20 protein-coding genes and 5 pseudogenes are annotated in these 24,491 nt (G+C 65.6%); 18 read left to right on the forward strand and 7 right to left on the reverse strand.

Annotated features, from left to right (window positions below; genetic code table 11):
• Positions 1-58: 58 nt before the first annotated feature.
• Both ACFLEY_RS09390 and ACFLEY_RS09395 read right to left on the reverse strand, forming a co-directional pair.
• Positions 59-628, reverse strand: coding sequence for an MFS transporter (locus tag ACFLEY_RS09390; protein WP_249163402.1), 570 nt, complete (start codon positions 626-628; stop codon positions 59-61).
• Between the two features lie 61 nt (positions 629-689).
• A pseudogene (locus ACFLEY_RS09395) lies at positions 690-1,466 on the reverse strand (MFS transporter); the annotation flags it as partial.
• Positions 1,467-1,648: 182 nt separating this feature from the next.
• Here ACFLEY_RS09395 and ACFLEY_RS09400 point away from each other — a divergent pair.
• Together ACFLEY_RS09400 and ACFLEY_RS09405 are read left to right on the forward strand one after the other, a co-directional pair.
• Entirely contained in the window at positions 1,649-1,957 is a 309-nt protein-coding gene (locus tag ACFLEY_RS09400) for a hypothetical protein (RefSeq protein ID WP_060908764.1), read from the forward strand.
• Between the two features lie 20 nt (positions 1,958-1,977).
• Complete coding sequence (locus tag ACFLEY_RS09405) at positions 1,978-2,868, forward strand: sigma-70 family RNA polymerase sigma factor (protein WP_060908763.1); 891 nt, start codon at positions 1,978-1,980, stop codon at positions 2,866-2,868.
• Positions 2,869-2,988: 120 nt separating this feature from the next.
• Here the strand turns inward: ACFLEY_RS09405 and ACFLEY_RS09410 are convergent, their stop codons facing one another.
• Positions 2,989-4,776: a peptide ABC transporter substrate-binding protein gene (locus ACFLEY_RS09410; protein ID WP_060908762.1), complete on the reverse strand. Its 1,788-nt coding sequence runs from the start codon at positions 4,774-4,776 to the stop codon at positions 2,989-2,991.
• Positions 4,777-4,964: 188 nt separating this feature from the next.
• Positions 4,965-5,633 carry a TetR/AcrR family transcriptional regulator gene (locus tag ACFLEY_RS09415; RefSeq protein WP_060908761.1) on the reverse strand — a complete coding sequence of 223 codons (669 nt, stop codon included), beginning with the start codon at positions 5,631-5,633 and terminating at the stop codon, positions 4,965-4,967.
• Positions 5,634-5,756: 123 nt separating this feature from the next.
• On the opposite strand from ACFLEY_RS09415, the gene ACFLEY_RS09420 reads away from it, so the two are divergent.
• From ACFLEY_RS09420 to ACFLEY_RS09460, 9 genes and pseudogenes are all read left to right on the forward strand, one after another.
• A complete protein-coding gene (locus ACFLEY_RS09420) occupies positions 5,757-6,617 on the forward strand; it encodes a sugar phosphate isomerase/epimerase (protein ID WP_060908760.1) in 861 nt (286 codons plus the stop codon).
• 1 nt (position 6,618) lies between these two features.
• Positions 6,619-7,719, forward strand: coding sequence for a Gfo/Idh/MocA family protein (locus ACFLEY_RS09425; RefSeq protein ID WP_060908759.1), 1,101 nt, complete (start codon positions 6,619-6,621; stop codon positions 7,717-7,719).
• A 101-nt stretch (positions 7,720-7,820) separates the two neighbouring features.
• Positions 7,821-8,488: pseudogene (locus ACFLEY_RS09430) on the forward strand (amino acid ABC transporter permease).
• Positions 8,489-8,494: 6 nt separating this feature from the next.
• On the forward strand, positions 8,495-9,136 hold the full coding sequence (locus tag ACFLEY_RS09435) for an amino acid ABC transporter permease (RefSeq protein ID WP_060908758.1): 642 nt from the start codon (positions 8,495-8,497) through the stop codon (positions 9,134-9,136).
• Between the two features lie 41 nt (positions 9,137-9,177).
• Positions 9,178-10,023: a transporter substrate-binding domain-containing protein gene (locus tag ACFLEY_RS09440; protein ID WP_060908757.1), complete on the forward strand. Its 846-nt coding sequence runs from the start codon at positions 9,178-9,180 to the stop codon at positions 10,021-10,023.
• A 16-nt stretch (positions 10,024-10,039) separates the two neighbouring features.
• Positions 10,040-10,810, forward strand: coding sequence for an amino acid ABC transporter ATP-binding protein (locus ACFLEY_RS09445; protein WP_082755436.1), 771 nt, complete (start codon positions 10,040-10,042; stop codon positions 10,808-10,810).
• Positions 10,811-10,962: 152 nt separating this feature from the next.
• A pseudogene (locus ACFLEY_RS09450) lies at positions 10,963-12,069 on the forward strand (HoxN/HupN/NixA family nickel/cobalt transporter).
• 172 nt (positions 12,070-12,241) lie between these two features.
• A complete protein-coding gene (locus ACFLEY_RS09455; RefSeq protein WP_060908755.1) occupies positions 12,242-12,604 on the forward strand; it encodes a copper resistance CopC family protein in 363 nt (120 codons plus the stop codon).
• 10 nt (positions 12,605-12,614) lie between these two features.
• The gene (locus ACFLEY_RS09460) at positions 12,615-14,267 is read left to right on the forward strand and encodes a copper resistance D family protein (RefSeq protein ID WP_211434080.1); all 1,653 of its coding nucleotides are present in this window, start codon (positions 12,615-12,617) and stop codon (positions 14,265-14,267) included.
• Between the two features lie 5 nt (positions 14,268-14,272).
• Here ACFLEY_RS09460 and ACFLEY_RS09465 read toward each other — a convergent pair whose 3' ends face one another.
• Complete coding sequence (locus ACFLEY_RS09465; RefSeq protein WP_060908753.1) at positions 14,273-15,160, reverse strand: VOC family protein; 888 nt, start codon at positions 15,158-15,160, stop codon at positions 14,273-14,275.
• A gap of 48 nt (positions 15,161-15,208) precedes the next feature.
• Positions 15,209-16,210, reverse strand: a pseudogene (locus ACFLEY_RS09470) (IS630-like element ISRj1 family transposase); the annotation flags it as partial.
• A gap of 130 nt (positions 16,211-16,340) precedes the next feature.
• On the opposite strand from ACFLEY_RS09470, the gene ACFLEY_RS09475 reads away from it, so the two are divergent.
• Positions 16,341-17,528 carry a CaiB/BaiF CoA-transferase family protein gene (locus ACFLEY_RS09475; protein WP_211434289.1) on the forward strand — a complete coding sequence of 396 codons (1,188 nt, stop codon included), beginning with the start codon at positions 16,341-16,343 and terminating at the stop codon, positions 17,526-17,528.
• 48 nt (positions 17,529-17,576) lie between these two features.
• Here ACFLEY_RS09475 and ACFLEY_RS09480 read toward each other — a convergent pair whose 3' ends face one another.
• Complete coding sequence (locus ACFLEY_RS09480) at positions 17,577-18,155, reverse strand: TetR family transcriptional regulator (RefSeq protein ID WP_060908750.1); 579 nt, start codon at positions 18,153-18,155, stop codon at positions 17,577-17,579.
• Positions 18,156-18,298: 143 nt separating this feature from the next.
• Here ACFLEY_RS09480 and ACFLEY_RS09485 point away from each other — a divergent pair.
• The 6 genes and pseudogenes from ACFLEY_RS09485 (at position 18,299) to ACFLEY_RS09510 (ending at position 24,488) form a co-directional block, all read left to right on the forward strand.
• A pseudogene (locus ACFLEY_RS09485) lies at positions 18,299-19,755 on the forward strand (MATE family efflux transporter).
• A gap of 216 nt (positions 19,756-19,971) precedes the next feature.
• Entirely contained in the window at positions 19,972-20,766 is a 795-nt protein-coding gene (locus ACFLEY_RS09490; protein ID WP_060912688.1) for a MetQ/NlpA family ABC transporter substrate-binding protein, read from the forward strand.
• Between the two features lie 126 nt (positions 20,767-20,892).
• Positions 20,893-21,930, forward strand: a complete 1,038-nt coding sequence (locus ACFLEY_RS09495) for a putative FMN-dependent luciferase-like monooxygenase (RefSeq protein WP_060908749.1) — start codon at positions 20,893-20,895, stop codon at positions 21,928-21,930.
• A 116-nt stretch (positions 21,931-22,046) separates the two neighbouring features.
• Positions 22,047-22,673, forward strand: a complete 627-nt coding sequence (locus ACFLEY_RS09500; RefSeq protein WP_211434290.1) for a CMD domain protein — start codon at positions 22,047-22,049, stop codon at positions 22,671-22,673.
• Positions 22,674-22,686: 13 nt separating this feature from the next.
• The gene (locus ACFLEY_RS09505; protein WP_011089638.1) at positions 22,687-23,271 is read left to right on the forward strand and encodes an alkylhydroperoxidase domain protein; all 585 of its coding nucleotides are present in this window, start codon (positions 22,687-22,689) and stop codon (positions 23,269-23,271) included.
• Between the two features lie 59 nt (positions 23,272-23,330).
• On the forward strand, positions 23,331-24,488 hold the full coding sequence (locus ACFLEY_RS09510; protein ID WP_011089637.1) for an ABC transporter substrate-binding protein: 1,158 nt from the start codon (positions 23,331-23,333) through the stop codon (positions 24,486-24,488).
• Positions 24,489-24,491 lie beyond the last annotated feature (3 nt).

The raw sequence follows: 24,491 nt of genomic DNA on the forward strand, positions 1-24,491 counted from the left end.
GCAAAGCTCGGGCGAATTGCGCCGCGAGAACGGAGAGGCGTGTCCGCTGTTCGACAGGTCACGCATCCTGCGGCGCGGCTGCGCCGGCGATGCGTCGCCGTGCCGGCAGGAAAAGCCCCGCAATCGCGCCGGCCAACGACAGCGTTGCGGCGAGGCTCATCGCCGCAGCAAATCCGCTCTCGAAATGCGCGGCCGAGTAGGCCCCGCCGTTGGCCGAGAAGGTCGCCACCAGCGCAGCGATGCCGAACATGCCGCCGAGGAAGCGGCCCATGTTGAAGACGCCGGACGCCTTGCCCATCTCGGCCACCGTGACCGAGCTCAGGATGGCGTTCTGCGCCGCCGGCATCGCCATCGAGACGCCAACGCCGGCCAGCACCAGCGGCGCGACCAGGGCGGAGTAGGGAACCGCGGGATTCACGATCTCGGCGATCCAGCCAAGGCCGATCGCCTGCATCAGCAATCCCGTCACCACCAGCGGCCGCTCGCCGAACCTGTTGACGACCGCCCCGGCGATCGGCGCGGTGACGAACAGCGTCGCTGTCCAGGGCAGCAGGCGAAGTCCGGCGCCGAAGGCATCGAAGCCCAGCGTGGTCTGCAGGAACTGCGGGCAGCAGGAACACCACGCCATACATCGTGGCGTAGAACAGGACGCTTGCCGACATGCCCGAGGCGAGGGCACGCGATGCAAACAGCCGCATCGGCACCATCGGCGCGGCCGTGCGCAATTCCCAGAGCACGACGCGGGCCGCGAACACCAGGCCCGACATCAGCGCGCCCATGACCTCGGCGCTCGCCCACCCCACAGCGTTGCCGCGCAACAGGCTCCAGACCAGTGCGAGCGCCGCAAGCGCCACGAGCGACAGTCCGGGGATGTCCAATGCGGCGGCCGGTCCGAAGCTTTCGCGCAACCGTGCCAGCACCAGGGCGATCGCGATCAGGCCGATCGGCAGGTTGATCCAGAACACCCAGCGCCAGCCGAGATGCTCGGTGATGAAGCCGCCGATGGCGGGGCCTATGATCAGCGCGCATCCGGTGATGCTGCTGAAAATGCCGAGCGCGCGGGCGCGCTCCTCGCGGCCGAACGTGCCGCTCAGGATCGCCATTGCGAGCGGCATCACCAGCGCGGCGCCGGCGCCTTGCAACGCGCGGGCGGCGATCAGCGCAGTGGCGCTGCCTGCCAGCGCGCAGGCCGCCGATGCAACGACGAACAGGGCGATCCCGGCCGCGAACATGCGGCGGCGCTCGAAGCGGTCGCCGAGTGCGGCGCCCGTCAAGAGCAGCACGGCGAAGGTCAGGTTGAAGGCGTTGACGGTCCATTGCAGCGTCTCGACCGGGCTGCCGAATTCGGCGCGGATGGCCGCGAATGCCGTCGTAATGATCATGGCGTCCAGCGCCATCATGAAGGATGCCAGCGCGGTGACGCCAAGCACCCAGTTCTGCTCGACGCGATTGGTCGGGGTCTGCATCGCCCTCTCTCCGTGTGTCGCGCCACCCTATCGCGGCGCGTTCTGCGGGCTAGACGAGGCCGGAGGGGCAAAGGATGCGCCCAAAAATAATCTTTCCCGGGCCGCATCCTTCGGCTGCCGGCAAACGTCCTAGGGGTGAGGCGGCCGCGAGCCAGGTCGCGACATGAAAAAAGGAGCGCGCGATGAGAAGGACGTTGATCAGGTACAAGACCAAGCCGGAACTGGCCGACCGGAACGCCGAGCTGGTTGCGGCGGTGTTTGCGGAATTGAAGGCGGAGAGCCCAGAGGGCGTGCGCTATCTGACGCTGCGGCTGGAGGACGACACCTTCATCCATTTTGTCGAGGCCGCGGCCGAGGACGGCTCGAGCCCGATCCCGAAGCTCAGGGCGTTTCAGGCGTTCCAGGACGGCATCCGCGACCGCTGCGCGGAGCCGCCGCTGGTTCGTGACGTGAGGATCGTCGGCAACTATCGTATGCTGGACGAGTCCTGAGCAGGCGAGGCGGAGGAACAATGGCGCCAGACCCCCTGGCCACCATCGATATCGAGTCCCTGCTGGCGGGGATGCGGCCGAAGCTGCATCGCTACTGCGCACGCATGGTCGGCTCGGTCATCGACGGTGAGGACGTGCTGCAGGATGCGCTGATCAAGGCGATGGAAGCGCTGCAAACGGTCACGCCCGCCGTCAATCCGGAGGGCTGGCTGTTTCGCATCGCGCACAACACCGCGCTGGATTTCCTGCGCCGCCGCAACCGGCAGGAGGCGCTGCATTCGGCTGAGGAGGTGGAGATGATTGCCGACCAGCTCGATGATTTGGAAAGCCGCCAGATCGCTGCCACCAGCCTGCGCACCTTCATGCGGCTGCCGGTGGCGCAGCGCTCCAGCGTGATCCTGATGGACGTGCTCGGCTGCTCGCTGGCCGAGGTCTGCGACATCATGGATTTCAGCCTGCCGGCGGTGAAGGCCGCGCTGCATCGCGGGCGCACGCAGCTGCGTGAGTTCGCCGGGCAGCCCGACGACGTGCCACAGGCGAACCTGTCGGACGCCGACCGCACGCGGCTCAACGCCTATGTCGGCCATTTCAACGCCCGCGACTTCGACGCCATCCGCGAAATGATCGCCGATGACGTCAGGCTCGAGCTCGTCAACCGCACCAGGTTGAAAGGCAAGGCCGAGGTGTCGCGCTATTTCGGCAATTATTCGAAGGTCAGCGACTGGCACCTGGTGACGGGGCAGGTCGACGGACGTCCCGCGATCCTGGTGTTCGATCCGAATGAGCCGAACGGGCGGCCGAAATATTTCATGCTGCTGAACTGGTCCGCCGACAAGCTCGCCACCATCAGGGATTTTCGCCACGCGGCGTACGTTATCGATGCCGCCGAGTGCGTGGTGGATAGAGGGTGAGCGGATGAGCGTACGCAGCGACCCTTCGCCGTACTTGAACGGAAAGAAAGTCGCATTCACCCTCGTCCGGAGGGCAATGATGCGGTTGAGACAGCGCGCGCGTGAAGCCAGCTTCTCCCCTCAACTCCGATACCAACTCCCCAGATTCCACGTCGTGACGTCCCAGCCCGAGATGTCGGTCATGAGGCTGTTGACGGCGCCGCCGACGATGTTGCGCGACAGCAGCGGCACGAGGACGTTGGCTTCGCAGAAGATCTCGTTGACCTTGATCAGCAGCGCGGCGCGCTTGACCGGATCGAGCTCGCTTTGCGCGGCCTTGTAGGCCTTGTCGGCCTCGGGATCGGACCAGCGCGAGACGTTGCGGCCGAGCCATTTGTTCTCCTTGGACGAAATCTCCCAGGAGACGCACTGGTTCAGGAAGCGCTCGGGATCGGGCTGCGGCTGCGTCGTGTTGTACATCTCCATGTCGCAATAGAGCTTCGAATAGGTGTCGGGGTTGCCGACATCGGACGAGAAGAACACCGATGCCGTGACCGACTTGATCTCGATGTCGATCCCGGCCTTCTGGCAGGCCTGCTTGATGATGGCCTGCGTCTTCTGCCGCGGGGCGTTGATCGAGGTCTGGAAGACGTATTTGAGCTTCTTGCCGTCCTTTTCGCGAATGCCGTCAGCGCCCATCTTCCAGCCGGCCTCGTCGAGGATCTTGTTCGCCTTGTCGACGTTGAACTCGTATTTCAGTCTGCTCGACTTGAACTGGCTGGGCTGGTTGACGAAGCTCGCCGTCGCGACGGCGGCGCGGCCGTAGATGAATTTCTGGATTGCCTCGCGATCGACCAGCAGGTTGAACGCCCGGCGAACGGCCGGATCGGACAGCGTTGGGTGCTTGGTCTTGGCGTTCGAACGCTCGCCGTCGACCTCGGTCCACGGGTCCGTCGTGTTGAGGACGATGAACTCGACGCCGCCGGAGAGCGTGAACTCCACCTTGCCTTTGCCGCTGGCCTCCATGCGCTTGAGGACTTCGTCCTCCACCAGCAGGTTCCAGGCATAGTCGTATTCGCCGGTCTGCAGTACGGCGCGCGCGGCGGAGACCGCATCGCCGCCGCCCTTGACCTCGAGCGTGTCGAAGTATGGCTGGTTCTTGACGTGATAATCGGGGTTGCGCTCGGCCAGGATCAAATCGCCCGGCTTGAACTCGACGAATTTGTACGGGCCGGTGCCGACCGGCTTTAGATTGCCCGGCGCGTCGCGCGACTTGGCGCCGGCATAGTCGCCGAAATGATGCTTCGGCAGAATCTGGCCGACCGCGCCGACAAAGGGGTCGGCCCAGAACGGGGGCGGAGCCTTGAAGATCACCTTGACGGTGTGGTCGTCGATCTTCTCGACCTTGATGTTCTGGTAGGAGCCCGTGGTGTATGCCGCCGTCGCCAGATCCGCGGCGTATTGCCAGGTGAAGACGACGTCGTCGGCGGTGAAGGGCTTGCCGTCATGCCACCTGACGCCCTGCTTCAGCTTCCAGGTCACGCTGGTGCCATCCGGCGAGAGGCCGCCGTTTGCCTTGGTCGGAACCTCCGCAGCGAGGCAGGGGATGAGGTTGCCCTCCCTGTCCCAGCCGGCGAGCGGCTCGAAGAAGATGCGCGAGGCGACCTGGTCCTTGGTGCCGAGCGCGAAATGCGGATTGAGCAAGGTGGGGGCCTGCCAGATCAGGATCTTCAGCGGACCGCCGCCGCCGGCCTTGGTCGGCTTGTATGGCAAGGTGGCATCCGCCATCGCCACGTCGTTCCAGAGCAGGATCTGGCTTGCAGCGGGCGCCGCGATCCCGACCGCGGCCATTGTCCGGATGAACGAGCGCCGCGACAGCGTGCCGTCCTTCACCTCCGCGATGGCCTTGCGGATTTCGTTCTCGTTCATCGGATGAGCTCCACCTTCGCGCAGAAAAGTCGTCACCGGCGACCCATCATGTTGCATCGCGGGCAAGGCGGCAATGCCGACAAGGCGGGGAACCCCTGCGGCGAAATGGCGAAGGTGTGTATGGCGCGGTCGTGCCGTCGCGACGATGCATCGAGCCCAGCCGGGCGGGGCATCGTCAATTCGCCTCTCTAGTCGCTCCGCACATAGCGCCAGAGCAGGTCGGCGACTTCGAGCCGGCGCTGTGCCTTCGCCTTCTGCGAGGACATGTCGGTTGCGAATTGCGCCTCGAACGTATGCCGGTTCGCGACCGAGAAGAAGCAGAGCGCGTTCAGCGACATGTGCAGTTCGACCGGATCGATGCCGGGTCTGATCGCGCCGGCGCGAACGCCCCGGTCCAGCACCGCGGCGATCTGGCTGACGATCGGCCGCGTCATCTCCTTGAGCTTCTTGCTGCCCCGGATGTGCCGTCCGCGATGGATGTTCTCGATCGTGACCAGCCGGACATATTCCGGGTTGGCCTGGTCGAAATCGAAGGTGAACTCGGCCAGCCTGCGAATCGCGGCCTCCGGCGCGAGCGCTTCGAGGTGAAGATCCTGCTCGGCGACGCGCATCTTGGCGTAGGCCATCTCGAGCACGGCCGTGAACAGCTCTTCCTTGGATTTGAAGTAGTAGAAAATCAGCCGCTTGGTGATGTTGGCGCGCGCGGCGATGGCATCGGTATTGCCGCCGGCGAGGCCGTTCTCGGCGAATTCCGCGAACGCGATCTCCAGGATCTCGCGCTTGGTGCGCTCCCGGTCGCGCCGCCGCACCGGCGGCTGCTTCGCGTCCTCCGCGACGGGCTTTTCCTTGGGTCTCATCCGGCGGTTCGGTCCTCTGCATCCGGCCAGGCCTGCTTGCCCCTCCCTCCATAGCGCAATCGGCGGTCCTTGACACCAATTATCCCGTGGGTTAATTGTAATTAACCTATGGATTAATTAGCTATGACGGATCTCGGCCTTGCTCATCTGACGGCACTGGACCTTGCGCCTGTCGCGCTTGTGGCCGAGGCCGCGCGTGCCGGCTTCAGCTTCATCGGCCTGCGCGCGATCCCTGCGACTGCCGGCGGACCTGCCTATCCGACGCGGATGGGAACGGACGCGCACCGCGAGCTCAAACGGTCTCTCGCCGGCGAGGGAGTGCGACTGAACGAGATCGAGTTCGTTCAGCTCACGCCTCGCATCGACATTCCGGCGCTCGCGGGCCTGTTCGAAGCCGCAGCCGATCTCGGCGCTGTGGCGGTCACGGCATCGGGGGATGACGACGATCCGGTCCGTCTCACCGCGCATTTCGCCGATCTCTGCGACCTCGCGCAGCAATTCGGCCTGCGTGTCGATCTGGAGTTCATGCGCTGGCGCGCGATTGGCTCGCTGCCGCAGGCCGCGGCGATCGTGCGTGGCGCGGGCAAGGCCAACGGCACCATTCTCGTCGATGCGCTGCATCTCCATCGTTCCGGCGGCAAGCCGGGCGACTTGATATCGATTCCCGCGCACTATTTGCGCGCCGCGCAGATCTGCGACGTCGTCGCGGATATGCCTGCGAGCGATGCCGCCATCATCGCTGAAGCGCGCGAAGGCCGGTTGCCGCCGGGCGAAGGCGCCTTGCCGCTCGGCGAGCTCCTCGAAGCGCTTCCGGTGGACGCGAGCCTCAGCGTCGAGATGCCGTTGCCGGCCTTGGCGGTGCGGCCCCGGCTCGCCACCGCGCTCAACGCCACCAGGCGCCTGCTCGAGCATCGGGTACGGGGAGCGTCGCGGCCAGACCATCGCCGCGAAGCCGGCGGCCCAATCCAGATACGGACGACGTGAGATGAAGAACATCACCATAGGCGTCATCGGCGCGGGACTGATCGGGCGGAAGCACCTCGCCAAGCTGGCCGGGCGCGGGGACTATGACCTCGTCGGCATCGCGGACGTGAACTCCGATCGGATCGCAGCCGATTATCCCGGGACCCCTGTCTTCGCCGACTACCGGAAACTGCTCGACGAGGCGCGGCCGGAGGCCGTGATCATCGCCTCACCCAACCAGCTTCATGCCGAGCAGGGCATCGCATGCGCCAGGCGCGGGATTCACATCCTGATCGAGAAGCCGGTCACGGACACGGTGGAGACCGCGGCAAGCCTGATTGCCGAGGTGCGCAAGGCCGGCATCCAGTCGCTGGTCGGGCATCACCGCCGCCACCATCAGCAGGTCAGGACGCTGAAGGCGACTTTGGGAGACAAGCGCATCGGCGATGTCGTCGGGGTGTCGGCGATCTGGGCCACCCACAAGCCAGCGGCCTATTTCGAGATCGCGCCATGGCGCTCGCAGGCTGGCGGCGGACCGATCCTGATCAACCTCATCCACGAGATCGACTTCCTGCGCTTTACCGTGGGCGAGATCGTCGCCGTGGAAGCGATTGCGTCGAACCGCCAGCGCAGCTTTGCGGTCGAGGATACCGCCGCGGCGCTGATCGAATTCGACAGCGGCGCGCTCGGCACGTTTTTCATCAGCGACAGCGCCGTCTCGCCCTGGACCTCCGAGCAGGGGCTCGGCGAGGCCCCCGAATTCCCGTTCAGCGGCGAGAGCAGTTATCGCTTCCTCGGCCGAGCCGGGTCGATCGAATTTCCGGCGCTCGTGCAATGGTCGCAAGCCGGCGGCGCGCAGGACTGGAACAAGCCGATCCAGGCCCAGCGCATCCATGCCTCCTCGGTTGACCCCTACGTCGCCCAGCTCGACCATTTCCGCGACATCATTCGCGGCAACGCGCGGTCATTTCAGCCGGTCGAGGACGGCGCGCGAAGCCTGATCGCGACCCTGGCGGTCGCCGAGGCGGCCGTCGGTGGACGACGCGTCGACCTGCGCCATCGCTACGAAACGCTCGCAAGTCCGGTCGTACCGGCAACGCCAGACCAACAAAGGGCTTCCTGAGCGCAAACACATTCGCCGCCGCTCGGCGGACCAGGATGGGCAGAGCCGCGGCGCGATCTCAACGACGCCGGCAAGACGGTCGCCCGGAGGGAGGAAACGAGGTGAACTACACGTTCGACTTTAGCCCCGTGCTGGACGGACTTCCGGACCTGCTGTGGGGCTGTGCCGGCACGCTGGAGCTTGCGCTGTCCGGCATGGTGCTGGCGCTTGCAATCGGGATCGGCGGCGTCGTGCTGCGCGAATCCCGCGTCTTGGCGCTGCGCTGGCTGGTCATCGCCTTTGTCGAGGCGATCCGCAACACGCCGTTCCTCGGGCAGATCTATTCATCTTCTTCGCGCTGCCGCTGGTCGGCGTTCGCCTCGATCCGACACTAACCGCGATCATCGCGCTCGGTGTCAACGGCGGGGCCTATGCGATCGAGATCATCCGCGGTGGCGTGCAGTCGATCAACAAGGGGCAGGTGGAAGCCGGTCTCGCGCTCAGCCTGAGCCGGGCGCAGGTGTTCCGCCTGATCGTGCTGAAGCCGGCGCTGCGCGCGATCTATCCGTCGCTGACCAGCCAGTTCGTCATGCTGACGCTGACGACCAGCATCGCGTCTGCGATCTCGGCCTATGAACTGACCTCGGTCGGGCAGACGATCGAGACCAATACCTTCCGCAGTTTCGAGGTCTATGGCGTCGTCACGCTGCTCTATTTCGCCATGTCGTGGATGCTGATGCAGATGTTCGCGCTGATCAACGCGCGTTACTTCAGCTATCCCGTGAAGTGAGGGGCGATGGACCGGAATCAGTTCCTGTTTCTGCTCGGTGGCCTCAAATGGACACTTGCGTTGTCCGCGATCGGCTTCGTGGTCGGCTCGATCGCCGGCCTCGGCGTGGCGCTGGCGCGCACGTCGGGCCACCGCGCGCTGGAGCGCGTCGCGGCCGGCTACATCGCCTTGTTCCAGGGCACGCCGCTTCTGATGCAATTGTTCGTGGTCTATTACGGGCTGGCGCTGGCGGGCCTCAAGCTCGATGCCTGGGTTTCGGTCTCCATCGGCTTCACGCTGCATTCCGGCGCGTTCCTCGGCGAAATCTGGCGCGGCGCGATCGAGGCCGTTCCGAAAGGCCAGGTCGAGGCCGCCAAGGCGCTGAGCCTCAACTACGGCTCGCGGATGCAGGATGTCGTCCTGCCGCAGGCGATCCGCATTTCGCTGCCGGCGACGATCGGATTTCTGGTCCAGCTGATCAAGGGAACGTCGCTCGCAGCGATCATCGGCTTCACCGAATTGATGCGGGCAGGGACCATCGTGTCCAACCAGAACTTCAAGCCGCTGCTCGTCCTCGGCTTGGTGTGTGTCCTCTATTTCGCCATCTGCTGGCCGCTGTCGCTCGTTGGCGCGCGGCTCGAACGCCGGATGGCCGTCGCCGCGCGATGACGAGGGCAACAACAGACAACAGGACGAGGACAGAGGAGGGAATGATGACCAACGCAAGGACCACAGGACTCAACCGGCGTCGTCTGCTGGCGCTCGCAGCCGCGACGATCGCCTCGCCATTCGTGCTGACGCGCGCCGCTTATGCGGTGACGCCGTCGGAGATCAAGGCGAGGGGCAAGGTTCTGATCGGCATCCAGGGCGATAATCCGCCCTGGGGATTTGTCGATGCGACGGGAAAGCAGGATGGATACGATGCGGAGATTTCGGCGCTGTTCGCCAAGGAGCTCGGTGTGCCCGCCGAGTTCACGCAATTGGCGGTCGCCAATCGTATCCCGGCCCTGACCTCCGGTCGTGTCGATATCCTGTTCGCGACCATGGCCATGCTGCCGGAGCGGGCCAAGGCCGTGCAGTTCTCAAAACCCTATGGCGCGAACATCATCACCTTCATCGCGCCGAAGGAGTTCGAGATCAAATCTCCGGCCGACATGGGCAAATACGTCATCGGCGTCGCGCGCGGCAGCGTGCAGGACAGCGACGTGACCAGGGCCGCGCCGTCGGGCACGACCATTCGCCGCTTCGACGGCGACGCGCCGACCATGCAGGCCCTGCTGTCCGGTCAGGTCCAGGCGGTCGGTGGCAACATCTTCTACGTTCCGCGCCTCGATGAATCGAAGCCCGGCTATTACGAGAACAAGCTCGAATTCACGAAACTCTACAACGGCGCCTGCACCCGGCTCGGAGAGAAGGAGATCAACGCCTTCGCCAACGACTTCATTGAGAAGATCAGGGCCAATGGCGAGCTGGCGAAGATCTATCAGAAGTGGATGAATAATCCGCTGCCGGCTTTCCCCGACGCCATTCCCGGTATTCCCTTCAACGTCAGCTAGGCAGGGAGAGAGCGCCATGCCGGGTGTAGCCGCGATGGAAACTGCTCCAGAGCCGATGATCGCCATGCGCGACGTCTGCAAATGGTACGGCACCTGCCAGGTCCTGACCGATATCAGCCTGACGGTCAGCCCGGGCGAGAAAATCGTTCTGTGCGGGCCGTCCGGTTCGGGCAAGTCCACCCTCATCCGCTGCATCAATGCGCTGGAAGCTTACCAGCGCGGCGAAGTCGTCGTCGCCGGCACGCGGCTGAACGACGCTGCCGGCTCGGTCGATGCCGTGCGTCGTGAGGTCGGGATGGTGTTCCAGCAATTCAACCTGTTTCCGCACATGACCGTGCTGGAGAACTGCATGCTGGCGCCGATGCGCTCCCGGGGTGTGCCGCGGGCGAAAGCCGAAGAGACCGCGCGCCGTCTGCTCGATCGGGTCAGAATAGGGAACCAGGCCGAGAAATATCCGGCTCAGTTGTCGGGCGGCCAGCAACAGCGCGTCGCGATCGCGCGCGCGCTCTGCATGGAGCCGAAGGTGATGCTGTTCGACGAGCCGACCTCCGCGCTCGACCCCGAAATGGTCAAGGAGGTCCTCGACACCATGATCGGGCTCGCGACGGATGGTATGACCATGATCTGCGTCACCCATGAAATGGGGTTTGCGCGGCAGGTCGCCGATCGCGTGATCTTCATGGCCGATGGCAGGATCGTGGAGGAGGCCGAGCCGCAAAGCTTCTTCAGGAATCCGAAGCACGATCGCACCAGGAAGTTTCTGGGAGAGATCCTGGTGGCGCATTGAGTCGGGGATGGGTCCGATGGTCGCCTGCACGCCGCCCAGGCGCTCGACGCGAACTGCCGTCGCTATGTCGCGATCGCCGATCGTGGAGACGCGCGTTCCCGGGTGACCGGCTGTGTCCCCCGAACATGGCCCCGCTCTTGCCGGCGAGTATGATGGATTGGTATGAACATCATACTCGGAGGGGTGACGTGATTCAGTCAGGTGGTGTTGCGAGGCAAGCGTTCGAGCCCGGCGTGCTGTTCGGCGGGCTGATCGCCGCCAACATCGCCGCATGGGTCTTCGCCTTCGCGATGTTCGGCGACCGGCCCGCGGTGATGGCTACCGCGCTGCTCGCCTGGGTGTTCGGCCTGCGTCACGCCGTCGATGCCGACCACATCGCCGCGATCGACAATGTCGTGCGCAGCTGATGCAAGCGGGCGACGCGCCGCGAAGCGTCGGCCTGTATTTCGCGCTCGGCCATTCCACGGTCGTCCTGGCCGCGACCATGCTGCTCGCGCTCGGCGTCGTGAGCCTCGGCGGCGACAGCCTGCTGAAGGAGATCGGCGCCCTGATCGGCACCTCGGTGTCGGCGCTGTTCCTGCTGGTGATCGCGGCGATCAATCTCGCCATCTTCGTCGGCCTGTGGCGGATCCTGCGCGAGGTGCGCGAGCAAGGCATTCATGACGCCGCGCAGCTCGAGGCGCTGCTCGCGGCCCGTGGATTCCTGGCGCGCTTGCTCGGCCCGATGTTCCGCCTCGTTACCAAACCTTGGCACATGTATCCGCTCGGCCTGCTGTTCGGGCTCGGCTTCGACACCGCGACCGAGATCGGCCTGCTCGGCATCTCCGCCACCGAAGCCGCGCGCGGCGCCTCGCTCGCGCATGTGCTGGTGTTCCCCGCCCTGTTCGCCGCCGGCATGGCGCTGGTCGACACCGCCGATTCCGCGCTGATGGTGAGCGCCTATCGCTGGGCCTTCGTCGATCCCTATCGCAAGCTCTGGTACAACCTCACGATCACCGTGCGCCTCGATCGCGGTCGCGCTGTTCATCGGCGGCATCGAGGCGCTGGGGCTCATCGGCGACCGGCTCGGCCTGTCCGGCGGGCTGTGGTCACTGGTCGAGGCCGTCAACGACTCGCTCGCCAATTTCGGCTTCGCCGTGATCGCGCTGTTCGCGCTCGCCTGGCTCGTCTCGGTCGTGCTCTATCGCCGTATCGCTCCGGGCGCCCGGCGGCGCATGGTCGATCCTGACGCGCTGAGCAGGGACGCCGCGGCGGGGTGATCGCACCTGAGTGTGTCGCAACGGCAACAATCGGCGATTTTCCGCGATCCGCGATCGGATCCAAATTCCTCGCGCTCTTGCGAACAACCAACTCGCTCCAACATAGCGTCCGGTAAAGTTCACACGCCAGGGGGCGGGTGAAAGAGACGGCTGTCGACAGCGAGTGAGCATCATGCGCGGGTTCTTCCGAATCGCATTCGTTCTAACTGCCCTGTGGCTTCCTGCTCATCCACACGCGTCCCAGGCCCACGCCATCATCGTCTCGTCCTCGCCGACAACCGGCGCGACAATATCCGGCGACATCGTCGCGATCCGCCTGCACTTCAACAGCCGGATCGATCACGCGCGCTCGAAATTGACGCTGCTGGCACCGGATGGTGCGTCGCGCGCGCTGAGGCCGGCTTCCGATGCGCCCGCCGACGAGCTCAATGCCGATGAGACGCTGCTGCCGGCGGGGACATGGCACCTGCGCTGGCAGGTTTTGAGCGTCGACGGGCACATCACCCGCGGCGACATTCCGTTCACCGTCCGCTGAAACCACGGCCGTGTACCTGCTCCTCGACATCTTCGGCTATCTGTCGGTGGTCCTGCGGGGCCTGATCCTGATCGCCCAGTCGTTCACCCTCGGCGGTCTCGCGTTTCAGCTGTTGCTGTGGGGGCCGCTGCAGCCGCAGCTCTCCGTCTTCGGCCTCTCGATCGAGGAGCGATGCCGCGCGTTCCTGCGGTTCAGCGCCGTCGCATGGGCGCTCCTCACCGTCGCCTCGCTGGCGCTCAACGCGGCCGCGCTCGTCGGAACGCTCCAGGTGCCCTGGAGCGAAGCGGTCACTGCCGATTTTGGCCGCGCTGACCTCGTGATCGCGGCTTGCGCAGCCGGCATCGCCGTCCTGACGAAAGGCCCCGCGCACCGGGTGCGGTCGGCCGCGCTTCTCGCCCTGTCGGTGCTGGCGCTCGCGATGCAGACCCGGCTCACGCATGCGGCCAGCCGGCCGGATGTGCGCTGGCCGCTGCTGCTGTCCGACGCAGGTCACATGGCGGGGGCGGCCGCCTGGATCGGCGGTCTGCCCTATTTCCTGATCGCGCTGAACGGCTGCAAGGACGCCGGTGACTGGCGCCTCATTGCGCGCCGCTATTCGTTGATGTCGATGGCGGCGGTCGCGGCGATCGTCTCCGGTGGTCTGGTCATGGCGGCGAACTATATCGGCTCCGTCGCGGCGGTCTACGGCACCGCCTATGGCGTCATGACACTGGCGAAGGTCGGGCTGCTCTTGATGCTGCTGATGCTTGGCGCGAGCAATTACTTCCTCGTCGAACGTCTGCGCCGCGACCCCACGACGCCGATCTTTCGCCTGAAGCGTTTCGCCGAGGTCGAGATCGGCATCGGCATCACCGTGCTGCTTGCTGCGGCGTCCCTGACGTCATTGCCGCCGGGCGCGGATCTCCCTCATGATCGCCTAGACTGGCATGAGATCGTCGAGCGCGCCGCGCCGCAATGGCCGCCGCGCCTGACCAGCCCGGATTACGACAAACTGACCGTCGCGCAGCTCCAGGCGAAGATCACGCTGGCGGACGCCGGGCGCGCGAGCGCGCAATCGGCCTACGTTCCCGGTGAGGGCACGATCCTGCCGCGAAATGCGGAAGATATCGCCTGGTCGGAGTACAACCATCACTGGGCCGGCGTCTTCGTGGTGCTGATCGGGCTCCTGGCGCTGGTCGAGCATTTCCGCTGGGGGCGCTGGGCGCGGCACTGGCCGCTGTTCTTCCTCGCGATGGCGGCCTTCCTGTTCTTCCGCGCCGACGAGCAGGCCTGGCCGCTCGGCCCGGCGGGCTTCTTCGAGTCGCTGCGTGATCCGGAGGTGACGCAGCATCGCATCTTCGTGCTGCTCATCGCCGTGTTCGGCCTGTTCGAATGGCGTGTGCGGCTGCGCGGCACCAAGGCCGGGCCGGCGGCCTTGGTGTTTCCCCTGACCACGGCGCTCGGCGGCGCCCTGCTGCTCGCGCATTCTCATGCGATCGCAATCAAGGACCAGCTGCTCATCGAGATGAGCCACACCCCGCTTGCGCTCTGCGGCGTCGCCGCCGGCTGGGCCCGCTGGCTCGAACTGCGTCTCGACGGCCGGGTCAGGCGGGCGGCGGCCTGGATCTGGCCGGTCGCCTTCATCCTGGTCGGGCTGATCCTGCTGGATTACCGCGAAGCCTGAACGCGCTATCCGTCGTACTGATCCGGCCCCATCGCCCATGACGTCTGATCATGGCCGAACGCGTAGTTCCGGTTGGTGACGACAGGATTGCGATTGACCATCGGCCGCATGAACATCGGGTGGGTCGCGCTGCGCACCTCGTGCTCGACCGTGAACAGCTTCTTGCCGCTGTCGAGATCGACGATGTCGCAGAACCGGTACTGGTATTGATTGTCCTCGCGCGAGATCAGGTTGCGCGCGAGCAGCTTGCGATAGGGGCCGGAGAAGTCGGTGATGTATATCTGCACATGGTGCCCGTCATACTCGCCCTGCGGCCGATCGGTCTCGCGGAACAGCAGGTGCTGGTCGCGGCCCGTCTTCACCGCCGCAACCGTGCCGTCGCCATTCCGCATGCCTGAGGGCATGCCCATGATGTCAGGATAGAAGGCGCAAATCGCCGATGCCGTTCCGATCGGCACGTCGAACTCGACATAGGGAATGCCGAGCGAGATGCGGCCGAACCGCGCCGCGTCAGGTTCATAGACACGCATCCGGTTGCCCCATGGGCAGACGGCCTCGACATGGTCATTGTGCTCGGCGAACGTGAATGCCGTCCCCTGGAGCTTCTTCGCGACCGATGCCAATCGCGCCAGCAACGCCTCGCGGCCCTCGATGACGAGGCCGGTATGGCCGCGCAGCACCTGCGGCCTGCCGCTCGGCAGGTGAAACTGGCTCCGCCCGGCGTTGACCCACATGTTGGTGTCCGACACCATCAGATAGGGATCGCGGGTGAGCCCAAGTCCCGTGACGTAGAATAACGTCGCCAGGCGCTGATCCGGGACCTGGATGTTGACGTGCTCGAAATGGATCGCGTTGCCGAGGTCTTCAGCGGATCGATCGAACTGTTGCGGCATGGCTGCGGCTCTGGGTGTGGGACGGACGGGTCATACTAGTACCCGGAATCAGAGCTGAGTGATACGGCGGCCTTTGAAACGGCGTTGACGGACCTTTTTCTTGGTCCAGACGAAGGGCTCGGCTCTGTCGTTGTATGCGTTGACGTAGGCATCGATGTGTTCCTGAAGCTGCTTGAGGCTCGTGAAGGAGGTGCCGCTGAGCGACTGCCCCTGCAAGATGGAAAACCATACTTCGACCTGATTGAGCCATGACGCACTTGTCGGCGTGAAATGAAATTGCACGTTGGGGTGGGCCTTGAGCCAGTCCTCGTTCTTTTTATGGGTGTTGAGGTTGTCGAGGATGACGTGAAGCTTGCGGTTCGGAAAAGCCGCGGTGACGCTGTTCATGAAATCGAGAAACTCGACGCGGCGCCGGCGTTTTGAATGGGTCGCGATGATCTTTCCGGTGGCGACTTCGAGCGCCGCAAACAATGTTGTGGTGCCATGCCGCTTGTAATCGTGGCTTTGGCCGGTCAAGGCGCGGCCATTGGGCAACTTCAGATAACCCTGCGCTCGCTCCAAAGCCTGGATCGAGGGCTTCTCGTCCACGCACAGCACAATGGCCTTCGCCGGCGGCGCGACATAGAGGCCGACAACATCGGCGGCTTTGGCCGTAAAGTTCGGGTCGTTGCTCTCGCACCAGGACTTGCGAGCCACCAGGTCAATCTTGTGGCTGCGCAGGAACCGCCAGACATATTGGACATCGACATCGCCCAGCGCCTCGGCCAGCAGGGGGCCGGTCCAGCGCGCAAACCCTTGCGGTGGCGGCTTATCCAGCAGCTTCAGAATCCGCTTGTCGGTCGTCTTCGTATAGATCGGCTGCTTGCCAGGCCGCGGCTTGTCTTGCAGCCCTTCAAGGCCATGGTCGGCATAGCGATGCCGCCAAAGGCTGACAATCCGCGGCGAGACCCCAACTTCCTTGGCGATCGACCGGGTGCTGCGCCCACCCGCCGCCAACAGAACTATCCGCGCCCGCTTCAAATCGCGCTGCAACGTCACCGGTGAGCGACAGCACTAGAGCAGAATATCGGCCAGTCGAACCGTCGGCCGATCACATCTGCTGATCGGGGAATGCCGTCGGCCACCTTGCCGCGGCAACCATTCCCTGTAATCTAGGCGGAAGACATCAAGGAAAGGGTCAATGGGGGGAGTTCTGGAAGGCGTGCGCGTCCTCGATTTCGGGCGCTATATCGCGGGTCCCTATTGCGCGACCTTGCTGGCCGAATTCGGCGCCGAGGTCATTCGCGTTGAAAAGCGCGACGGCAGCGAGGATCGCTTCGTGGTGCCGGTCGGCGCGGGCGGCGAGGGCGCGCTGTTCCTCCAGGTCAACCGCAACAAGAAGTGCATCACGCTCGATCCGATGAAGCCGGAGGGGCAGGAGGTGATGCGCCGCCTGGTTGCGACCGCGGACGTGGTCGTCGCCAACCTGTCGCCGCAGACCCTGCGCGCGATGAAGCTCGATTACGACTCGCTTCGCGCGATCAAGCCCGACATCATCCTGACGACGGCAACCGCATTCGGCGGGCCGGGGCCCTGGTCCGACCGCGTCGGCTTCGACGGTGTCGGCCAGGTCATGTCGGGCTCGGTGTACATGACCGGCGGCGGTGATCCGCCCTACCGCGCCGCGGTGAACTGGGTCGATTTCGGAACCGCGCTGCACTGCGCGTTCGGCACGCTCGCCGCGCTGATCGAGCGCGGCAAGTCCGGGCGCGGGCAGATCGTCGAGGGCGCGCTGCTGGCCACCGCGCTGTCCTTCACCAATGCCACGCTGATCGAGCAGGCCGTCATCAACGTCAACCGTGTTCCGACTGGCAATCTCGGCCAGACCGCAGCTCCAGCCGACATCTACCGCACCAGGGATGGCTGGGTGCTGTGCCAGGTCACGGGGCATCCGCTGTTCAAGCGTTGGGCCAAGCTGATGGGCGAGGAGGAGCAGTGGCTGAACGATCCGCGTTTTGCCGACGACATCAGCCGCGGCAACAACGGCCCCGTCATCAGCGAGCGGATGGCGCGCTGGTGCGCCGAGCGCACTACGCAGGAGGCCGTCGACACGCTGGGCAAGGCCATGATTCCGACCGGACCGGTGCTCAGCCCGCAGCAGGCGCTGGATCATCCGCACATTCGCGCCGCAGGCTTCATGCAGGATATCGACTATCCGGGCCTGCCGAAGCCCGCGCCGGTGGCGCGGGCCGCAGTGCGGCTGTCGGAAACGCCGGGTGACATCGCGAGCCGCCCGCCGACGCTCGGCGAGCATACCGATCGTGTCCTCGCGGAGCTCGGCTATGACGCGGCCGCGATCGCCGCGCTCCGGCAAAGCGGCATCGTCTAGCTGGGTCGGAGAGCGGCCGCAGTTGGGTCGCCGAAGATTTCGAACGCGTCACCGCCCATTCGCAAGCGTCAACGCGGCCTTCACCGCGTTCTCCAGAATTTCCTCCGACAACTGCTTGTCGCTCACGGCCCGCGACAATTGCAGCGCGCCGACCATGGTCGCATAGACCGACATCGCGCGCCGCCGGCGCTCCGCAGCCGAGCCATCCGGCATCTGCGCCGCCATCAGCATGATGATGTCGGACATCTTTGCGGTGAAGGCATCGCGCGTCGTCTTCGGATGCCGCGCGATCTCGGACGCCAGCGCCGCGGTCGGGCAGCCGGTCCCGGCGTGGTCGCGATGGCGCGGGGAGAGGTAGTCGCGGATCGTGGTCTCCAGCGCGATGCCGTTTTCGAGATTGTCCTTGTGCCGCTGCTCGCGCCGCTCAAGCGCATCCAGCAGCACCGCGCGCACCAGATCCTCCTTGGATTCGAAATGTGTGTAGAAGGCGCCGTTGGTCAGGCCGGCCTCGGACATGATGCCGGCGAGACCGACGGCGGCGATGCCGCTCTCGCGGAACTGCGCCGAGGCGACGTCGATGATGTGCCGCCGCGTCGCGTCCCGGTGTCCCTTGTCGTACCGCGCCAATCGCGCCTCCTTGGGATGCCCACCCCGGTCAACGAAATCGTGAGGAGGGGGCTATTGCATTACGATCATAATATTACATTATGGCCGTAATGCAATGGGCGGCCGATCGGCGGCGGTCCGGCAGGCACGCAAGGACCATGGCCATGTCAGTCGAGGATGCCGCCGCCCCAGCCTTGCCCGCCGCGCAAGTCGCGGCCCATGCCGCGGCTCCGCTTCGCCAGGCGGCCGCGCCAGGCGCCGCCGTCACCCCAAGCGCGGCGGAGCAGCGGCGAGCGGCACTGCTGATCGCGCCGATCCTCCCCACGCTGCTCAAGCTGGCTGCGCCGACCGTGACCGTGCTGGTGGCGCAGACCGCGGTGAACATTGCCGAGGCCTATTATGTCGGGTTCCTCGGTACCGACGCGCTGGCGGGCGCCGCGCTGGTATTCCCGATCTTCATGCTGATGACCATGATGTCGAACGGCGGGTTCGGCTCTGGCGTTGCGTCCTCGGTCGCGCGCGCGGTCGGGGCGGGGCGCCGTGATGACGCCGAGGCGGCGCTGTTTCATGCGGTCGTGCTCGCCATCCTCGCCGGCGGCGTGTTCACGCTCGGCGTGATCCTCGGTGGCCCGTGGCTCTACCGTACCCTCGGCGGCCAGGGCGATGCGCTCGCTGCGGCCACCACCTATTCCAATTATCTGTTCGCCGGCGCCATTCCGGTGTGGATCGTCAACCTCCAGGCGGCGGCACTGCGTGGTTCGGGCAACGTCAAGGTGCCCGCGCTGGTGACGCTGGTCGGCGCGATCGTGACCATCCCGGTCTCGCCGGCGCTGATCTTCGGCCTCGGGCCGATCCCGCGGCTCGGCATCGGCGGCGCCGGCGTCGCCTTCGGCCTCTATTATGGCGCGGCCATGCTGTTCCTGCTGCGCTACATGGCATCGGGTGCGACAGGCCTGAAGCTGCACATCGTGCCGCTGCGCCCAAAAATCTTCGGCGACATGCTGACGGTCGGCATCCCAACCGCCTTCAACGCGGTGTTGACCAACCTCACCGTCATCCTCGTCACCGGCGCGGTCGGCCTGTTCGGCACCTCCGCGCTCGCCGGCTACGGCATCGCCTCGCGGCTCGACTACATCATGATCCCGCTGCTGTTCGGCACAGCACGGCGACCCTGACCATGGTCGGCGTCAACATGGGCGCGGGCCAGACCGCGCGGGCGCGCCGGATCGGCTGGATCAGCGGCATCGTCGGCATGGTCATGACCGGGACGATCGGCCTGCTGGTCGCGATCTTCCCGACCGCCTGGCTCAATCTCTTCAGCCGCGATGCCGAGGTGGTGAGCGAAGGCATGACCTATTTGCGCATCGTGGCGCCGGCCTATGCCGCGCTCGGCTTCGGCTTCGTCACGTCCTTCGCCGCCCAAGGCACCGGGCGCGCCATGGGGCCGCTCGCCTCCTCGATCGCGCGGATCCTGATCGCGGCCGGCGGCGGCTGGATCGCGGTGGCAAGCTTTGGCGCGGGCATGGCGGGGCTCGCCACCATGGTCGCGGTGGCGCTCGCAGCCTATGCCGCGATCTGCGCCCTGGTCATGCTGTCGCCGTCGACCTGGCGGTCCGAATAGGCGCGGCTCACCTGATGCTGGCAACGCCAACGGCCGGCACCGGCAGCAGTAGCGCGTTGGTCAGCAACTGTAGCGCCGTCGGGCGCCGTGAATTCGTTTTCTGTTTGGCGTCGAATGGAGAAGGTGTGGCCCGCCCAGGCCGCCAATATGGATTTCCATTTTATTGATTTCATCCTGCGGAGAAGCGAATACGGTTCCAATCATTGTCGCAGACGTATGGAGACCAAGATGTCGTTTCGCCTCCACCTGATCCTCTCGACCGTGCTCGCCGCCTGGTCGGCCACAGCAACAGCCGAGACCATCAAGATCGGCGTGACGCCGGGGCCGCACGCGCAGATCCTCGAGGCGGTGAAGCCGATCGCCGCCAAGCAGGGGCTCGATATCCAGCTGCTCGAGTTCTCCGATTATGTGGTGCCGAACGCCGCGCTCGATGCCGGCGAGATCCAGGCCAATTCGTTCCAGAACCAGCCGTATCTGGACAACCAGAAAGCCGACCGCGGCTACAAGATCGAGGCCGTCGGCCTGACCGTGAACTTCCCGATCGGCGTCTATTCGAAGAAGCATAAGGCCTTCGCCGATATCCCGGAGGGCGGCAAGGTCTCGATCCCGAACGATCCGACCAATGGCGGCCGCGTGCTGCTGCTGCTGCGCGACAAGGGCGTGATCAAGCTGAAGGATGGCACGGGGTTCAAGCCCACGGTGCTCGACATCACCGAGAATCCCAAGAAGCTGAAGTTCATCGAGGTCGACGCCGCGCAGGCGCCGCGCGCGCTCGACGACGTCGACGCAGCCGCGATCAACACCAACTATGCAACCCAGGCGGGCCTCGATCCGGTCAAGGATCCGATCCTGCGCGAGGACCCGAAGGGACCCTACGTCAACCTGATCGCGGTTCGCACCGCCGACAAGGACAAGCCCTGGGTCAAGGTGCTCGTTGACAGCTACCATACGCCTGAGGTGAAGGAGTTCGTCCTGACCAAGTTCAAAGGGGCGGTGCTGCCCAGCTGGTAGGCAGCGGGCGTCGTATCTTCGGCAGGAACGGATGGCTCCGGAGTGGCAGCCCTGCGCGGCGGCTGCTTGCCTCGCGCTGCGGCAGCAGACATCATGCGGGCTGTTGCAACGTCGGGCGCGGTTGGCATGAAACGGTTCGCAAATCTGAAAAGACTGGGCTTCTTCACGCGGCTTCTCGACGAGGCGCCGCCGGCGGACCGCTATCGCTTTGCGGCCGAGCAGATCGTGCGCGCCGAGAAGGCCGGCCTCGATTCCGCGTGGATCGCGCAGCACCATTTTCACGAGCGCGAGGGCGGCCTGCCGTCGCCCTTCACCTTCCTGGGTTATGTCGCCGCGCAGACCTCGCGCATCCGCCTCGGCACCGGCATCGTCACCTTGCCGCTGGAGAATGCGGTGAGGGTGGCGGAGGACGCCGCGGTGCTCGACCTTCTCTGCGACGGCCGGTTCGAACTCGGCGTCGGCACCGGCGGCAATCCGTCGGCTTTTGCCGCCTTCGGTCTCGATGGTGCCCAGCGCAACGAGATCTTTGCGCGCAATCTCGAGGTCGTCCGCACTGCGCTCGCCGGCAAGCCGCTCACCGGCGGCGACACGCTCTATCCGCAGCGGCCGCAACTGGATGGCCGGATCTGGCAGGCGACATTCTCGGTCGCCGGCGGCGCCCGCGCCGGCAAGGCGGGCGATGGCCTCCTGCTTTCGCGTACCCAGCCGCGGGCCAAGGAGGCGCCGCGCGCAACGCTGGCCGAGATCCAGAACCCGATCATCGACGCCTATCTCGAAGCGCTGCCGCCGGGACGCGAGCCGCGCATCATGGCCTCGCGCAGCGTCTTCGTCGCCGACGACCATCGTGAGGCGATGCGCCTTGCCGACATTGGACTGCGGCGCGCGCTGCCGCAATTCATGAAGGGCGGTCACCTTCCGCCGGGCGAGACGCTGGCGGAGATGATCACCGCGTTCGACACCCATGTCGGCGCCGCCGACGAGGTCATCGCCTCGCTGCGTGGCGACGCGACGCTGGAGCGGGTGACCGACCTGGTCTTCCAGGTGCATTCGGTCGATGCACCGCACCCCTATGTCCTGCGCTCGATCGAGCTGGTCGCGGACAAAGTGGCGCCGGCGCTGGGCTGGACCCGGACGGCGGCGCAAGACGTGGCGCTGGCGGGCTAAAGCATGATCCGGACCCGAAGGGCTGCGTTCGCGCAAGGTGCGCAGGTGGTTTTCCGAAAAGATCGCGCTCAAGCAATAGTCGGAATGAACATGATCGCGTTGTACGAGGCTGAATGATGGCGACGAAGGATATCATCGACACGCTCGCCGGGATCGAACCGGGGTCCGCCCTGGACGGCATCCGCGCGAAGCGCGTGCAGGCGCGCGAGAATGCGCAGAAGAGCTATCTGTCGCTGTTCGAGCCGATCGACGCCGGCGATTTTTCGCTTTCTGAGCGCGCCGCGGTCGCGTTCTTCGTGATCGGTCTTCACCGCGAGCCCGTTGTCGCCGCGTTTTACCGGGCAAAGCTCGCGGCGACCGCCGAAGGAGCGCGCCTGGTCGAAGCGATCGAGGTCGAAATAGCGCGCGGCGCGACCTCGGGCCCGCACGGCGCTTTCCCGGCTGGACCGCTGTCGGTGGAGAACACGGCCGGTTTGATCTATCGCGTCAGCGCAGAGCGCAAACCCGACCTCGGTCCTCGGCTCGTTGCGGCGCTTGAGCATGCGCATCTGCTGGTGTTCCGGCCGCGCGATGCCGCGTCCGCCGACATGAAGGCGCTGCTGGCCGCCGGCTGGTCGAATACCGGCATCGTCACCTTCTCCCAGCTCGTTGCGTTCCTGTCGTTCCAGGTGCGCGTCGTCACGGGCCTGCGCGTGCTCGGCGCCTCGCTTGGGCGCACTGCAAACGCCGCGGCTGGCGCGTAAGGAGACCGCAATCATGAGCGCTGCAAACACCGTCAATCCGCCCGTCGTCTTCACCCAGGACGAACTCGGCTGGGTGTCGTGGATCGACCCGCTGCCCGAGGCCGAGTTGACCGAGCGGCACTTCGCCGGTCTGGTCGATCGCGCCCGCGCCAAGTCGGAATATTTCCGCCTCTTGGTGCGCGATCCCGAGGTGCTGGAAGCCCGCACCAAGACCGACAAGGACATCTTCTACAACGTCGCCGATGGCCTGCCGCGCGCCGAGCGCGAGCTCGCAGCCGCCGCGACCTCGCGCTACAACGGCTGCATCTATTGCGCCTCCGTGCATGCGCGATTTGCCAGCACCTATTCCAAGCGCCGCGACGACGTGCAGCGGCTGCTCGACGAAGGCGTCGAGGCCGATCTCGGCGAGCGCTGGAATGCCGTGGTCAAGGCCTCGGTGGCGCTGGCCGCGACGCCGATCGCGTTCGGGCCCGACAATGTCGAGGAGCTGCGCCGCGCCGGTCTCGACGATGCCGAGATCGTCGACGTCATCAACGGCGCCTCGTTCTTCAACTGGGCGAACCGGCTGATGCTGTCGCTCGGTGAGCCCTCGAAATAGGCAATCTCACCGGCATGGAAATTGCTGCTTGTTTCAACATTGAGTGGATGGAGCCGTAGATGAGCAACATCGATCGCCGTACCCTGGTCAAGGGCTCGCTCGCCGCCATGATGGCGGGAGCGGCCTTCTCGCGCAGCGCGTTTGCGCAGTCGTCCGAGCCGATCCTGCTCGGCGTCAGCGGCCCCCTGACCGGGCCGAACGCGCAATATGGCACGCAGTGGAAGCAGGGCTTCGATCTCGCACTCGACGAGATCCAGGCCGCCGGCGGCATCAACGGCCACAAGCTCGCCTACAGCTTCGAGGACAGCCAGAGCGACCCGCGCCAGTCGGTGGCGATCGCCCAGAAGTTCGTGTCCGATCCCCGGATCGTCATGGAGCTCGGCGATTTCTCCAGCCCGGCCTCGATGGCGGCATCCCCGATCTATCAGCGCGGCGGCCTCGTGCAGTTCGGTTTCACCAATTCGCACCCCGATTTCACCAAGGGTGGCGACTTCATGTGGAGCACGTCGGTGAGCCAGGCCGACGAGCAGCCGCTGCTGGCGGCCTATGCCGTCAAGCGCCTCGGTCTCAAGAAGCTCGCGATACTCCACCTCAACACCGATTGGGGCCGCACCAGCCGCGACTATTTCGTCAAGGCGGCGAAGGAATACGGCGCCGAGATCGCGGTGACCGAGGGCTACATCGCGGAGGAGCGCGACTTCCGCTCCACTCTGGTGCGCGTGCGCGACGCCAGTCCGGACGGGCTGATCCTGATCTCCTACTATTCCGACGGTGCGCTGATCGCGCGCCAGGCCCGCCAGGTCGGGCTGAAGCAGACCATCTGCGCGGCAAGCTCGGTATACTCGCCGAAATTTCTGGAGCTCGGCGGCGAGGCGGTCGAGGACGTCCATCTCGGCACGCGTTATTTCCCCGAGGATCCCAGGCCCGAGGTGAAGAAATTCATCACGGGCTTCAAGGCCAAGTACAACGGGCAGGAGCCCGACGCCTTCAACGCCTATGCCTACGACGCGATGAACATGGCGGCCGCGGTCGTGAGGATCGGCGGCACCGATCGCCGCGCCATCCGCGACGCCTTCGCCAAGGTGAAGGATGTGTCGAGCGTCATTTTCGGCTCGGCGACGTTCGACGTCGAGAGCCGCCGGGTCAAGGGCGCCATGAACGCAGAACTGGTCGTGCGCAAGGGCCAGTTCGCGCTCTGGGACGGCAAGCCGACCTGACCT

Source organism: Bradyrhizobium sp. YCK136, from assembly GCF_044570075.1.
GTDB classification, from domain to species: Bacteria; Pseudomonadota; Alphaproteobacteria; order Rhizobiales; family Xanthobacteraceae; genus Bradyrhizobium; species Bradyrhizobium diazoefficiens.